We start from the raw sequence: 14,037 nt of genomic DNA on the forward strand, positions 1-14,037 counted from the left end.
AAAATTCGAGTGCTCGATTCCGGCTAAACGATCATTCGAAAAAGATTCGAGTGCTCGATTCCGGCAAAACGATCATTCGAAAAAGATTCGAGTGCTCGATTCCAGCTAAACGATCATTCGAAAAAGATTCGAGTGCTCGATTCCACCTAAACGATCATTCGAAAAAGATTCGAGTGCTCGATTCCGACTAAACGATCATTCGAAAAAGATTCGAGTGCTCGATTCCACACCCAACCACATTTTTCCTAAACAAAAAAAGCCGAGGAGCACTGAGCCCCTCGACTTTCATCTTAAATAGTTTCAAATACACTATTATAATCTAGTATCTTCGTCATTGACACGACCAGTTTCGTCATCAACTTCTAATTCTTCATGACGTGTCGTTTCTGTTACAGTTTCACGATCAGTATGAGTTGTTTTCTCAACTTCAACTTCGTCTGTAACTACTGTGTCTTTGTCTACAACAACTTCTTCTTCAGAAACTGGGATAACAATTTCTTCTTCTTGGAAAGCATCTCCGTCAGCAACACTTTCAGTAGTGTCCGATGGTGCTGAGTGGCGAATATGAATCTCTTCGCGTTCAACTGGAACTTCAATCGTTTCAGTGTCTTCAACAACTTCTTTAGTAATTGAGACATTACCTAAATCTTTTTTACGCGCTTCAGCGTGGACTTGCTCTTCGTGTAAGCGAATGCGCTCAGTCTCTGTATCAGTTTCTGTGACTCTATCAGCGTCAGGAGCGAATTCTCCGACAGGCTCACCTTCAGCTTCGATATGAGTTTCTTCACCAACAATATGTGGTTCATAGTCGTTATCTGCAACATTCACATCGTCGTAATCATGATCTGGTTCAGTCGTTTCAGGTGTATCTTCTGATAAACCAGCTGATGTTCCTACTGCCCCAGAGAACGCTGCAGTTTCAGCATTGACTGTATCAGTTGGCGTCGTATCAGAAACATAGTCATCTGTTCTTACTTCACGTGTTTCATTTGTATTAAAGGCAGGAAGTTGACTTTCAAATTCTTGGTCAACTAACACTAATAGTTCGTCGCGACTTAATGAATCTTCATATTGCGTTAAATCAACGTTTTCGAATTCTTCATCATTGTCGTCATCGTCCCAGCCAAATAATTTTGCAAAGAATCCACGATTGTCTTCATGTTGCTCGTCCAACAATTCACCATAAGAGATAAATTCTGCTTCGCCATCATATGCATGTGCTTGCGATCCAACTAGAGCGACGCTATCGCGAGGAACGCCTTGATTAATAACATGTGCCACTGCGTCTTCTGCTTCAACGACTGTAGGGTAAACCCCATAAACGTATTTCTTAACCATAAAACAACTTCCTTTCTATTTTTTAAACTGTTCTATGCATTAAGTATAAAACAAAAATGATGTAAATATAAAGTGAAACGGCTCAAGAAAGTGATATTATTTTGATTGGTAACATATCAATTTATCTATATAAAAATAATGAATAAGACGAACATACCAGAGAACACAATTAGAAATTTTGGAAAAATGCAAACAAAAAACCAGCGCAAAATGCACTGGATGTCTAATATTATTATAAGCGCCAGAAACTATAACCCGCATCAGTAAAGGCCTTTTTATTTAAGATACTTTTCACATCTAAAATGATGCGTTTATCATTCGCTAAATCTTGGTTAAAAAGGGCAGTGATTTCTTCAAAAGAAAGAGCTTTGAATTCATCATGTCCAACAGCTAAAAGAATGGCATCAGCATCTTTAACGTCAGCTAAATCAGTTAACGATACACCATACTCAGCTTGAGCATCTTCCGCGCTCGCCCATGGATCAACTATAGTTGGTTTAATATCATATTCACGTAGACGTTTAATAATGTCATTTACTTTTGAATTACGTGTATCCGGAGTATGTTCCTTAAACGTTAAACCAAGGATAACTACGTTAGAATCAATGGGTGTTTTACCCGTACGAATTAATTCTTTAATTAGTTTATCCGCAATAAATTCACCCATGCCATCATTAATTTGACGACCATTTGAAATAATTTGACTGTGGTAGCCTAAGTTCTCAGCTTGATATACAAAGTAATATGGATCCACGCCAATACAGTGTCCACCCACAAGTCCAGGGGTGAAGCCGAGAGCGTTCCATTTTGTATTCATAGCATCTATCACGTCTTTAGAATCAATGCCCATGCGGTCAAAAGCAAGAGCTAATTCGTTCATGAAAGCAATATTAATATCACGTTGCGAATTCTCAACAACTTTCGCGGCTTCAGCGACTTTAATACTTGGTGCTTTATGCACACCCGCTTTGACAACAATCTCATATACTTTTCCGATTTCATCTAAATATTCTGGAATTGATGATGAGACGATTTTGGTAATGGTTTCAAGTGTATGGACCTTATCTCCTGGATTGATTCGCTCAGGTGAGTATCCAACAACAAAATCCACACCATGTGTTAAACCAGACTCTTCTTCAAGAATTGGAATACAGACATCTTCAGTCACGCCAGGGTACACAGTTGACTCATAAACGACAATCGACCCTTTAGAAAGGTTTTGTCCAATCGTGCGGGTTGCACTTGTCACAGGCGTTAAATCAGGCGTTTTGTCATGATTAATCGGAGTTGGAACTGAGACAATTAAGAAACAAGCCTCTTTTAATTTGGCAGGATCATTTGTAAATTCCAAATCCGTTTCTTTAATCGCGTCATCACCAACTTCTTTAGTTGGGTCCACGCCTTCTTTGTAAAGTTCAACTTTCTTAGGATTGTAGTCATACCCAATTGTGTCAATTTGTTTTGCGAAAGAAATTGCGATAGGCATACCAACATAACCTAAGCCGATAACCGCCAACTTCGCTTCTTTTTTTATTAATTTGTTATATATTTCCATGTGTTTCTCCTCTATTCATTATATCTTGGATATTATAACAGAAAATGATTTGATTGTTGAGTTATCTGTACTTCTATATAAAATTATATAAACACCACCGAACCGGTGGTAAACTAAAATCAAATTAGATATACTATATTTGTATGAGAAAGAGGAGGTTTGAATATGTCGAAAATTCGTAAAGCAGTCATTCCCGCAGCCGGTTATGGAACGGGCTTTCTGCCAGCGACAAAAGCACAGCCAAAAGAATTATTGCCAATCGTCGATAAGCCCATTATTCAATTTATTGTTGAAGAAGCCTTTGCTTCTGGGATTGAAGAAGTTTTAATCATTACTGGTAAACATAAACGTTCAATTGAGGATCATTTCGATTCAAATCCTGAGTTAGAAGACAATTTAGAAAGCAAAGGAAAAGACGCTTTATTAAAAATTGTCAAAGATACCACAAAAGAAAACTTATTCTTTGTGCGTCAATCCTATCCAAAAGGACTAGGAGACGCTATCGGACACGCACGTGCCTTTGTTAATGATGAGCCATTTGTCGTGATGTTAGGCGACAACATTATGCATAGTGAAGTACCAGTGACGAAGCAATTGATGGATTTATATGATATAAATAAATCAGCGAACTTAGCAGTCGTGGAAGTGCCAGACGAATTAAAGTCCAAATACGGCATGATCAAAGTGGACCGCCAAGACGATAAAGACGATACAGTTTACAGTGTGTCTCGCTTTGTTGAAAAACCAGCAGCCGAAGAAGCACCAAGTAACTTAGCTATCGCGGGACGTTACATTCTAACACCTGAAATTTTCGATATATTAGAAAAGATAGCACCCGGTGTCGACGATGAATTGCAATTGACTGACGCCATTGATCAACTAAATAAAACGCAAAGAGTCTTTGCAAAAAAAGTTGAAGGGAAACGCTATGACGTTGGAAATAAGATTGGCTATATGAAGATGAGTCTTGAGTATGGCTTGGAGCATCCGGAAACTGCTGAAGAATTCTCAGAATACATTATTCAATTAAGTGATAAATTAGAAGCTGAGTACAGTAACGAGTAATCAATAAATAGCTAACTTTCAGACAAGAAAGTTAGCTATTTTTCTATCTAATTTTATTTCTAATAGAAGGTTTAAATAATTGTTGATGCATGTGTGCAAAAGACAAGCGAGTACGATAAGTCTCATGCTTTCGCTGAGTTGTGGATTTTAAGTAGTCGTGTATTTGATTGTATTTTATGAATTGAGCCAAATCTATCTTAGCTTTCAAACGGTCTTTGTAAGGGACGCGTGTCTTGGTGAAAATCTTGAAAGCAGGATTACCAATATAGGTTTGTAATTGAGTGGGTTCAAAGATTAAATTCTTTTCATTCATCTCGACTTGGAAATCATACCAAAAGTTTACGAGCTGAAAAGCGTAGCCGATTTGTGATATTACTAGTGATAGCCGATTGTTAAGTGAAATAGTTAGTTTTGAATAGTTAGCCAAGTCAAACATAAATTGAAACGTCTGGATTTTAACTGGATCGTCTTTTTGTGTCTGGATATGTAAATCATTTATTAATGTGATATTTACCCAGTCAGAATGTTTATTTTCAGGATTTCTTAGACGAATAAACACTTTATTTTTATTCACATATGGGAAGATAGTTCTTGGTCGATTGAATGTAGACTTTAGAAATTGTGACCATCTTTGATAGTTATAACCAAATGTTGAGAAAAACTCTTCTGTTAAACGGGTTGTAGACCATTTACTTTTATAAAACTGACCACTTCGGTCTATGATTAAACTTCCAAAGGTGGAGTTTAAGTGACGAATCGTCATTACATATATAATTTCTAATTGACTGAGGGCACTATGATCTAATTCAGTCGCTTTCTCCAAATAATAGTTAATAGGAAAGTCAGACTCGTTTTGAGGCATGAAATGAATCATTTAAAAAGGTTCCTTTCGAAGTAATAATTCTTTATAAAAATAATAGATAACAAAACAAATATAGCATATTTTAATTCTTTATCTATAAAATTTATGTAAAGAATATGTAAAGGTAATGTAAATAAAAATAGACCGCTTTCAAAGTAGAATAAGATAATATTCTTATGGCATTATAATACGGGTGAATAGTAAATTTGTGTTAACTAACCTAATTCATGTTATTATAAAAGTATTAAAAAACGAAGTAAGGAGGTAAAGCTTTGGCTAGTCGTACAGCAGTTATACAATGGTATATAGATCATGAAGGTAAAGTCACTTATGCAAAATCTAAAGAAAAGCGCTGCGGACCAGATAGTTACGATAGTGCCAGTGCTATGTTTAGCGCACTCATAGCGGGGCGTTTCTTACCTTATGGCTCGGGACTTGGTTCGATGTCTTTACTACTTCAATTAGATAATGTCTTATTACACGAAATCAAACGAAATGAAATCCAAGCTGGCGATATCTTTATCGCTGGCTTTAAGCGAAAACACCTATCTGAACATGCATATACAGGTGTTGCTTTGGACTTTCATAATGTTATATATTGTATTGAAGATGCTGATGGTATCATTCGAACTACTAATCATGGTTGGTCCAGTCGTTCAGTTAAATGGTACCGTTTAGCGGAACCGATCGATACAGATTTTAAACCGAGGAAATTTATTTCAGGAAAAACAGTTTTTGTTAGATGAGTTGAACTTTTTAATGAAAACAAACGAATTATGAGAAATTTACGAATAAAAGGGATAAGAACTGTTTCTTTATAATTACAAGTTTGTAAAACGATTGTAATTTCTTTATTGATTAGAAATTTGATGATAGAATGGTATAGAAGTGTTTTATTAGAACAAGAAGGAGCGTAGTGACATGAAATTAAATAAAATTAAAAGATTAGGAAAATCTTTACTATTATTATCCGCTATTGCGTTAGCACCAGTTTCAACGGCAATAGCTCAATCTACACACACTGTCCAAAACGGTGAGTGGCTATGGGGAATCGCAAGACAATATGGTGTCACAGCGGGCGATATTATGGCAGCAAACGGCCTAACGAGTGAGTGGATTGATGTTGGAATGACTTTATCTATTCCGGCATCAGGTAGTGGCGTAACTGACAACGGTGGTTACTATACTGGAGCTCAATCAGGTGTCCATACAGTATCAGCAGGTGAATACTTAGAAAGTATCGCTTATATGTACGGTGTGACAGTTGATCAATTAATGGCATGGAATGGCTTAACAAGTACTTGGATAGACGTTGGTGACCAACTTGTCCTTTATGGTCCTTCAAATGCAACACCAGCTTACGATTATGACTATGGCTATGATTACGGTCAAAGCTATGATAATTCGTATACAATCCAATCTGGCGATACATTATCAGGTATCGCAGCCGTTTACGGTGTGAGCGTTTCAGAATTAATGGCTATGAACGGTCTTGAAACTGACTGGCTAATCGCTGGAAATAAAATTTCAGTACCTAACGGACCGGTTGACTATCAAGCACCTCCAGCATGGACACAAGCAAATGCACAAAATGGTGCCCATATTGTTCAATCAGGTGATATCTTATCAAGTATCGCTTTAACATATGGTGTAACCGTTGACGAACTACGTGCTTGGAATGGCTTAACGTCTGATTGGTTAGATGTTGGTGACGTTATTTATGTGGTGCCAACAGGTGGACCAGTTAAAACAACACCAGAGTCAACCTCAGAAACACCGACAGAAACACCAACAAATACTGAAGAGTCATCACAAGAATCTGATGCTTCTAGCGAAGATGAAGAAGCAACTGATGATGAAACTGGAACAATTAACTTAGCTGATTTACCAGAAGCAGCACGTCCAGAAACACATGTTGTTCAAACAGGTGACAACGTATGGCGTATTGCTGAGCAATATAGCATTTCAGCGGATAGTTTACGCAACTGGAACAATTTAGAAGATGATAGTCTATTAGTTGGTACAGAATTATTTGTTTCTAACCCTGCTTTAATTCCAGAAGTACATGAAGTAGCGGAAGGTGAAAACCTCTATACAATTGCAATGGATTACAACACAACTGAGCAATTAATTATGGAATGGAATGAATTAGAATCAAACGAAGTCGTTGAAGGCGACATGATCGTTGTATCAGATCCACGTCCAGAAACTCATGAAGTAGAACCTGGCCAAACTTTAGAACAAGTGGCTGAATTATACGAAATTACTTTAGAAGAATTACGTGAGTGGAACGGTATTCCTGAGACAGTAACGATTGTTAACGGTACGTTAATCGTATCAAATCCAACTGGAACAGATAATGAAACAACAAACAGTATTGAACCCGTTGAATCTGGTGAAGTGTCAGAAACTTCTGAAGAATCTACGGAGGAAGCTTCTGCAGACGAATCAACAACTGAAGAATCTGCTGAGTAATACAATGAATCATAACAACGCAAAAGCGCCAGGAAGGTTTTATCTTCCTGACGCTTTTTTTGATTGTGTAAATAAGTATTTTAAGCAAAACTTCCCCAAGCAGCATATTGACCTGCAATCGTACCAGTAACAAAGGCAGCTGTAATATTATAGCCACCTGTATAGCCGTTAATATCTAATAACTCCCCGCAGAAGAATAAACCTTGCATGAATTTTGATTCCATTGTTTTAGGATCAACTTCTTTTGTCGATACTCCGCCACCAGTCACAAAGCCTTTTTCAATCGGCTGTGAACCCGTTGCCGTTAATGGGAAGGTTTTAATTTTCTCCCATAAAGCATCCATTTCACTGTGGACAAGTTGTTTGTAAGGTTTTGTCGCATCGATATTTGCTAGAAGGCAAACTACTTCTGCCATTCGCTCCGGCATCCATTGTTTCAGAATGTTTGTTAATTGCTTTTCACGTGCTTCTTCAGCGGTTTGCTTCATCTCTTCTAAAGTTTCATTTGGTGCTAAGTCAATCGATAAATGACATAACTCTTCACCCGTTGCGTGTAAGTATTGGTTCACATGCCCACTACAACGCAGAATGGTGGGTCCTGAATAACCAAAGTGTGTAAAAATCATATCCATTTGATGGTTCACAATGGCTTTTTCACCCACCGGCCCATTCCAAACTGTCACGTTCACATCACGCAGTGACACACCGCGGAGCAATTTTTCCGTAATAATTCGGTCATCGGATAAGAGTGGCGCCTCCGTTGGGTATAAACGCTCAATGGAGTGGCCAGCTTTTTTCGCCCAAGCATAAGCATCTCCGGTTGCACCCGTTTTTGGATAAGCGCGACCACCAGCAGCAAGTACAATTGAATTCGCTGTGATTGTCTCCCCAGCAACAGTCGTCAAGCCTTTCACTCGCTTCGTCTCGCGGTCATAAATTAATGAATCAACCGGGTCTTTCATGCGAATTGTTACGTCTAAGTCATTGATAATATCCACTAAAGTATCTAAAATCGTCCGGGCACGGTCAGTCACAGGGAACATGCGTCCATGATCTTCCTCTTTTAATTCCACACCTGCTTGATTGAAGAATGCGATAATATCTTCCTGATCAAACTGATTTAAAGCACTATATAAAAACTTACCATTCCCAGGAATGTGTGTGATTAGATCCTCACGTGTCGTCCGGTTGGTAACATTACAACGACCGCCGCCTGATAAAAGCAATTTTCGTCCTAATTTAGGATTTTTCTCGATTAATAAAGTGCGTGCCCCTTGTTGAGCAGCGTTAATGGTTGCCATTAAACCACTTGATCCGCCCCCAATAACGATTACATCATAATCTGTCATATGTTCACCTACTTCTATATATTTCTTGGTCATTATAACAGAAAAAATTTATTAAAGTTCGATTTGTGCAAAATTTAAGCGCGTGCGTTTCTCAAGAGTTTTAGTAAATTGATAACTGATTTCAAAATCAACCATCCCGTGAATTAACGTTCCTAGCCCCACTAGGATGATTAAAGTAAATATAAAATTATCTGACGTTGCGCTCACGCCAGCTGCAGTTAAGAGATAAACCACGATCACTTCGGCGATTGCATGAATTAAATTTACAAAGAAACTAAAGAGCGTTCGTGACTTTACGTTTACTAAAGTGTTAGATAGTTTCTTCAAATATAGCGCACCGACTGTCGCGAAAACGATATGCGAAAGGGCACGAAGAACAATCGTGATCGGGAAGCCAGCTGCAACGAAACCTAAAGTAGTTCCAACAGCAACAATGGCCGCAATCTTAGGTGAGCGGAACATAGCCATAACAATTGGGATATGACTTCCAAGTGTGTATGAAGCAGGGCCTAAAATAATTTTGATAGGCATAATCATAGGAATTAAAATACCCAGTGCCGTTAATAAACTCGCAATCACTAAATCGCGGGTGCTTTGTCTTTGTTGTGTCATAATGATTCTCCTCGGAAAGTTTTTCGTCAGTATATCGTAACTTGACGTTAGGTGTCAAGACACATGTAAAGTGTTGGAGGTGATTCAAATACCCATTTGAATCAAAGTGCTTTATTTTCTTATTAGAGAAGGGTATACTATAGATATAGAAAAGGAGTGATGTTCATGCCACAATTAGCTTATGAACCATTAACGGAGCCGACTTTAACATGCGAAAAAGTATTTTCAGTTCAACCTATTTTTTCCAAAAAACAAATTCAAAAGTTTTACGATCAGGCGTCAATTAGTCACGTAGCTATTGGACATGTGATTTCACTAGATGAAGAACAAATTATTTTGCTGACTTCAGATGAACCCGAAGAGAATCCAACAGTGACGCAACATTTACTTGAAGATTTACAATTTGAATTAGGGAAGTTAGTGAAACGTGAACCATCAGCCGATATTGTAAAAAGACAACAAAGACTAATTAATAAATACGATCGAATTATTGATGCGATTGAAGCCTTGCCAGAAACAAGCGACGAAGTCGTTGATCGTGATTTAATTGCTGAAAAATTATCATGTTAATAAGCGGATAAAAACTAAGCAAAAGGAGCGATATATATATAAATGGAACAATTAACTTATGAGGGGCAAGCGAATTCAAATTTAGCTTGTGAACTTGGCTTTCAAAAGAGAAATGTTGAATCAAAAGCACAACTACAAAATTTTTATGACCAAATTTCTAAAAGTAACTCGGCAGCAGGACATATCCTTGGCTTAGGTACAGACCAAGTCATGTTAATGATTGAAGATGCACCCAAAGGTGAAGCAACGGCTCGTCAACATTTATTAGAAGATTTACAAAGAGAATTACAAAAGCAAGTTGACCGTGAACCAACCGTGAGTGGTGTCAAACGTCAACAACGTTTAATTAACCGCTATGCAAATATTCTAGAAGCGATTGAAGCTTTGCCAGAAACAAGTGAAGACGCAGAATTTGAAGAATTAACCGTTTCAAGTGTTCATGAATAGACAAAAAAACCGCCTCAAGGCGGTTTTTAATTTTCCGAAAGTAAGATGCCAGTAGCATCCAAACTCGCTTTAATTTGCTCGAATTCTTTGATTGAAGGGGTTGTAATGGTATGGATATGAATTCCATTCGTTAAAGTACTCAACAGCTCGCCTTCATGCTGCGACATTTGCTGAACAAATTCTTGAATGTCATCATCCGTATTTATCTGAAGTGACGCCTTTAAGACACCATATATAGGATGCTCAACTTCGACATCTTCAATGGCTCCACCTGCGTCAACAATAATTTGAAGTTCTTCCTCTGTTTGCTCGGCAGAATGAAGGCACGCTAACTTACCGCGGTATCTGCCAGATGCAGCTGCTTTCATCGCTGAAGCAAGAAGGTAACCTTGATTGGTCGCAATAATTTCGATATTCCGTGCCCGTAGTAGGGCAATATCCCCTACGATAATTTGTCTACTTACTGCAAATTTACTTGCCAACTCTGTTGCCTTTATTGGCGCCGTTGCTTCTTCCAGTATTGATACGATCTCTTCACGTCTATCCATTGCTTTCATAAGCCTTCCTCCAATCAAATATTTAATTGTAGTATACCACATAGAATATTTAAAATAATTACCGAAACTTGCTTGACTAATTGGGGTGTTTCATAGTACAATAACTGACGGTATTGTTTACCACCACTATAGAGCCCCGGAAACTCAATAGTAATGTAAACAACTAGATTTATAAATGGAGGAAAATAACGTGCGTCAAACATATATGGCTAAGAAAAATGAAACTGAACGCAACTGGGTAGTTGTAGATGCAACTGATATCCCATTAGGGCGTCTATCAACTGTAGTGGCTTCAATCTTACGTGGTAAAAACAAACCAACTTATACACCACATGTAGATACTGGAGATTTCGTAATCGTAATCAATGCTGAAAAAGTTGCATTAACAGGTAAGAAAGCAACTGACAAAATGTACTACCGTCACTCAGGTCACCCAGGTGGAATCAAATCTAACACTGCTGGTGATTTACGTGAAAACAAACCTGAACGTTTAATCGAATTATCTGTAAAAGGTATGATTCCTGATAACCGTTTAGGACGTAAACAATTAACTAAATTACACGTCTATCGTGGTGCTGAGCATGGACATGCTGCTCAACAACCAGAAGTATTAGACATCACAAACTTAATTTAAGGAGGGAAAATTTAAATGGCTAAAGCAGAATATTTAGGTACAGGTCGCCGTAAAAACGCATCAGCTCGTGTACGTTTAGTGCCAGGAACAGGTGTATTCAACATTAACAACAAATCACTTGAAGAATATATCCCATTCCCTCACTTACACGAAGTAATGAAACAACCATTCGCAGCTACAGAAACGTTAGGTAACTACGACGTTTTAGTAAATGTTCACGGTGGTGGAGTTTCAGGTCAAGCAGGAGCAATCCGTCACGGTATCGCTCGTGCACTATTAAATGTTGATCCAGATTTCCGTTCAACATTAAAATCAGCTGGACTACTTACTCGTGACCCACGTATGGTTGAACGTAAAAAACCAGGACGTAAAAAAGCGCGTAAGAGTGCACAATTCTCAAAACGTTAATATTTATATATTATATGTTCAAGACATCTTCCAATTGGAAGGTGTCTTTTTTTGCGGAAATATAGATCTGTGTCCTTGAGAAATCCTCAGGGACACAAAAACAGTCAAACGTGCGCTTGAGAAACTCTCAGGGACACAAAAGCAGTCAAACGTGCGCTTGAGAAATCCTCAGGGACACAAAAGCAGTCAAACGTGCGCTTGAGAAACTCTCAGGGACACAAAAGCAGTCAAACGTGCGCTTGAGAAATCCTCAGGGACACAAAAGCAGTCAAACGTGCGCTTGAGAAATCCTCAGGGACACAAAAGTGCCCAAACATGTCCTTGAGAAACTCTCAAGAACACAAAACTACTTAACTATTTTATCTTTGTAACGATATATCTTATTAGGTTGGTAATACTCAATGAGTTTACGTGGGTTTTGGTAACCTCTACCGTATTTTGTAAAGTTTCGGCGAAGACAGCTATTCAAAAACGACTTATTAAATAGTCCATCAAAATACTCAGTTAACTCAGACAAATAAATATCCTTATGGTGATACAAAACACCATATTTACAAATTTCTTCAACAGCAAACTTCTCTTTTGAAAAAGAGCTACCGCAAGAGCAAAGGAAATGTCTATTTCCATTATCGAATTCGCGTGATTGGCAAGCAGGGCATTTCCAACCGCGGTGCATCAACTTTTTATCCAGTATTGGCGGCAAGTAGGGGCATTCCAAATCATTTTTCAAAAAGGCATTTATAATCCGTTCAGATTTATGTGAACGAGGGTGAATTTGGATATTACGAAGGTAATTCCGTATTTCATTTGGCATCATGCATTTGATCTCAGTATTTGGTACACCACTTAAACTAGCATGTTGATTTATAAATATTAAATTTCCATTTATCTGAACTTCAGGCAGATTATTCCGGTATAGCCATTCTTTCATAAAGCGGACATGTTCCTGTGCTTTAGGTAAGGGATTTTTAAGTACTTCATTATTATTGACGAAAAACGTTTCGTTATCAAAATGCAGCGACCCCTCAAAATTCTTGATATCAATAAGTTCAATTGTTTTGTGATTGAAAATAACGAAGTCAATTTGATGGTATTGATCAAATACATTAAACCAAAAATCTTTGAATACATATGCATCTTTATGCAAATATTTAGGAATCCAATCGTTTTTAAACTGTCCTTCACCGACATTGCCTAATAAACCGATGTGTAATTTATATTTATCTGAAGCATCTAACTGATTAAATTCATTCATAACCATAAGCCATTGTGTTTGTAATGTTTTCATAAATAGCTACACCTCCATATATATATACAAAATTTTTGCCTGATTCCATTAATTTATTTTTCGATTTATAAAAAATGTTTAACGAAATAAAGGACTAATACTCTTTATGTTTTAGAATTAATACAACTGTGTTAGGCAAAGGGAGAGTAGCTTTATTTGCTAGACCAATCAATAAAAGTTCTATAAATATTGGATAGAAGCAATCTTGAATGAGTACACCACATTAGAATCATTGAACTGGAGATAATTATGTCAAATATTATGTTAGTGAAATTACAAGAGAAACATTTTGAAAAACTATTTAAATTTGAACTTGAAAACAAAGGTTATTTTGAAGAAATGGTTCCGAGCCGTGGAGATGATTACTATGATTTAGAAACATTTATACAAAGAAACAAAGCTTTAATCGACGAACAAGATCAAGGTTTATCTTATTTTTATTTAATTATGAATCAAGAAGGTGTAGTTCTTGGAAGAATGAATTTAGTGGATATCGAACAACCAAAGAGGCGTGGTCATGTCGGCTATAGAGTGGGGAAAGCATATACTGGAAAAGGAATTGCTAACAAGGCGTTGAGGATACTATTAGATACCACCAATCAGTTAGGCATCAGACAGATATCAGCGAAGACAACTACAATTAACATAGCATCCCGAAAAATCTTAGAGAAAAATGAATTTCAATATATTGAAACAGCCAAAGATGAATTTAAAATGAATGGACACTTATTATCGTTTATTTATTATAGGTGGGAGAAATCATAGATAACTTATCGTGTAAGAAGTTAGTAATCGTGTCTTAATCGCGGATAGAAGTTATTGTCTGTAATATTAATTCACATCAAAATAGTTTAAGCAGAATAGTCCATCACTGCTG

15 protein-coding genes are annotated in these 14,037 nt (G+C 37.3%); 8 read left to right on the forward strand and 7 right to left on the reverse strand.

All coding sequences use genetic code 11. The annotated features are described in order from the left end of the window. Window positions 1-312 precede the first annotated feature (312 nt). Together ACFO5Y_RS09955 and ACFO5Y_RS09960 are read right to left on the reverse strand one after the other, a co-directional pair. Entirely contained in the window at window positions 313-1,338 is a 1,026-nt protein-coding gene (locus ACFO5Y_RS09955; RefSeq protein ID WP_197104325.1) for a YsnF/AvaK domain-containing protein, read from the reverse strand. A 232-nt stretch (window positions 1,339-1,570) separates the two neighbouring features. Further along, complete coding sequence (locus ACFO5Y_RS09960) at window positions 1,571-2,893, reverse strand: nucleotide sugar dehydrogenase (RefSeq protein ID WP_197104324.1); 1,323 nt, start codon at window positions 2,891-2,893, stop codon at window positions 1,571-1,573. Window positions 2,894-3,058: 165 nt separating this feature from the next. Here ACFO5Y_RS09960 and galU point away from each other — a divergent pair, with 165 nt between their 5' ends. Continuing rightward, window positions 3,059-3,958 (forward strand): UTP--glucose-1-phosphate uridylyltransferase GalU, encoded by a 900-nt coding sequence (galU, locus tag ACFO5Y_RS09965; protein WP_197104323.1) that lies wholly within the window; start codon window positions 3,059-3,061, stop codon window positions 3,956-3,958. Between the two features lie 43 nt (window positions 3,959-4,001). Here galU and ACFO5Y_RS09970 read toward each other — a convergent pair whose 3' ends face one another. Then, window positions 4,002-4,832 carry a hypothetical protein gene (locus ACFO5Y_RS09970; RefSeq protein WP_197104322.1) on the reverse strand — a complete coding sequence of 277 codons (831 nt, stop codon included), beginning with the start codon at window positions 4,830-4,832 and terminating at the stop codon, window positions 4,002-4,004. Window positions 4,833-5,092: 260 nt separating this feature from the next. Between ACFO5Y_RS09970 and ACFO5Y_RS09975 the strand changes: the two genes are divergently transcribed. Continuing rightward, window positions 5,093-5,566, forward strand: coding sequence for a peptidoglycan amidohydrolase family protein (locus ACFO5Y_RS09975; RefSeq protein WP_197104321.1), 474 nt, complete (start codon window positions 5,093-5,095; stop codon window positions 5,564-5,566). Window positions 5,567-5,741: 175 nt separating this feature from the next. After that, entirely contained in the window at window positions 5,742-7,295 is a 1,554-nt protein-coding gene (locus ACFO5Y_RS09980; RefSeq protein ID WP_197104320.1) for a muramidase family protein, read from the forward strand. Between the two features lie 80 nt (window positions 7,296-7,375). On the opposite strand, the gene ACFO5Y_RS09985 is transcribed toward ACFO5Y_RS09980, so the two are convergent. Together ACFO5Y_RS09985 and ACFO5Y_RS09990 are read right to left on the reverse strand one after the other, a co-directional pair. Next, window positions 7,376-8,644: a BaiN/RdsA family NAD(P)/FAD-dependent oxidoreductase gene (locus ACFO5Y_RS09985; protein WP_197104319.1), complete on the reverse strand. Its 1,269-nt coding sequence runs from the start codon at window positions 8,642-8,644 to the stop codon at window positions 7,376-7,378. A gap of 51 nt (window positions 8,645-8,695) precedes the next feature. Then, complete coding sequence (locus tag ACFO5Y_RS09990; RefSeq protein WP_197104318.1) at window positions 8,696-9,256, reverse strand: ECF transporter S component; 561 nt, start codon at window positions 9,254-9,256, stop codon at window positions 8,696-8,698. A 165-nt stretch (window positions 9,257-9,421) separates the two neighbouring features. Between ACFO5Y_RS09990 and ACFO5Y_RS09995 the strand changes: the two genes are divergently transcribed. Then, window positions 9,422-9,826 (forward strand): hypothetical protein, encoded by a 405-nt coding sequence (locus ACFO5Y_RS09995; protein ID WP_197104317.1) that lies wholly within the window; start codon window positions 9,422-9,424, stop codon window positions 9,824-9,826. 42 nt (window positions 9,827-9,868) lie between these two features. Continuing rightward, on the forward strand, window positions 9,869-10,273 hold the full coding sequence (locus ACFO5Y_RS10000; RefSeq protein ID WP_197104316.1) for a hypothetical protein: 405 nt from the start codon (window positions 9,869-9,871) through the stop codon (window positions 10,271-10,273). A 26-nt stretch (window positions 10,274-10,299) separates the two neighbouring features. Here the strand turns inward: ACFO5Y_RS10000 and ACFO5Y_RS10005 are convergent, their stop codons facing one another. Further along, on the reverse strand, window positions 10,300-10,830 hold the full coding sequence (locus ACFO5Y_RS10005) for a transcription repressor NadR (RefSeq protein ID WP_197104315.1): 531 nt from the start codon (window positions 10,828-10,830) through the stop codon (window positions 10,300-10,302). Window positions 10,831-11,020: 190 nt separating this feature from the next. Here ACFO5Y_RS10005 and rplM point away from each other — a divergent pair, with 190 nt between their 5' ends. Further along, window positions 11,021-11,464, forward strand: coding sequence for a 50S ribosomal protein L13 (gene rplM / locus ACFO5Y_RS10010; RefSeq protein WP_197104314.1), 444 nt, complete (start codon window positions 11,021-11,023; stop codon window positions 11,462-11,464). A gap of 15 nt (window positions 11,465-11,479) precedes the next feature. Further along, the gene (gene rpsI / locus ACFO5Y_RS10015; RefSeq protein ID WP_197104313.1) at window positions 11,480-11,872 is read left to right on the forward strand and encodes a 30S ribosomal protein S9; all 393 of its coding nucleotides are present in this window, start codon (window positions 11,480-11,482) and stop codon (window positions 11,870-11,872) included. Between the two features lie 346 nt (window positions 11,873-12,218). On the opposite strand, the gene ACFO5Y_RS10020 is transcribed toward rpsI, so the two are convergent. Further along, window positions 12,219-13,160, reverse strand: a complete 942-nt coding sequence (locus ACFO5Y_RS10020; protein WP_197104312.1) for a nuclease-related domain-containing protein — start codon at window positions 13,158-13,160, stop codon at window positions 12,219-12,221. A 249-nt stretch (window positions 13,161-13,409) separates the two neighbouring features. Here ACFO5Y_RS10020 and ACFO5Y_RS10025 point away from each other — a divergent pair, with 249 nt between their 5' ends. Then, a complete protein-coding gene (locus ACFO5Y_RS10025) occupies window positions 13,410-13,925 on the forward strand; it encodes a GNAT family N-acetyltransferase (RefSeq protein ID WP_197104311.1) in 516 nt (171 codons plus the stop codon). Window positions 13,926-14,037: the final 112 nt, after the last annotated feature.

The organism is Ruoffia tabacinasalis (genome assembly GCF_042652985.1).
In the GTDB taxonomy this organism is placed as follows: Bacteria; Bacillota; Bacilli; order Lactobacillales; family Aerococcaceae; genus Ruoffia; species Ruoffia tabacinasalis.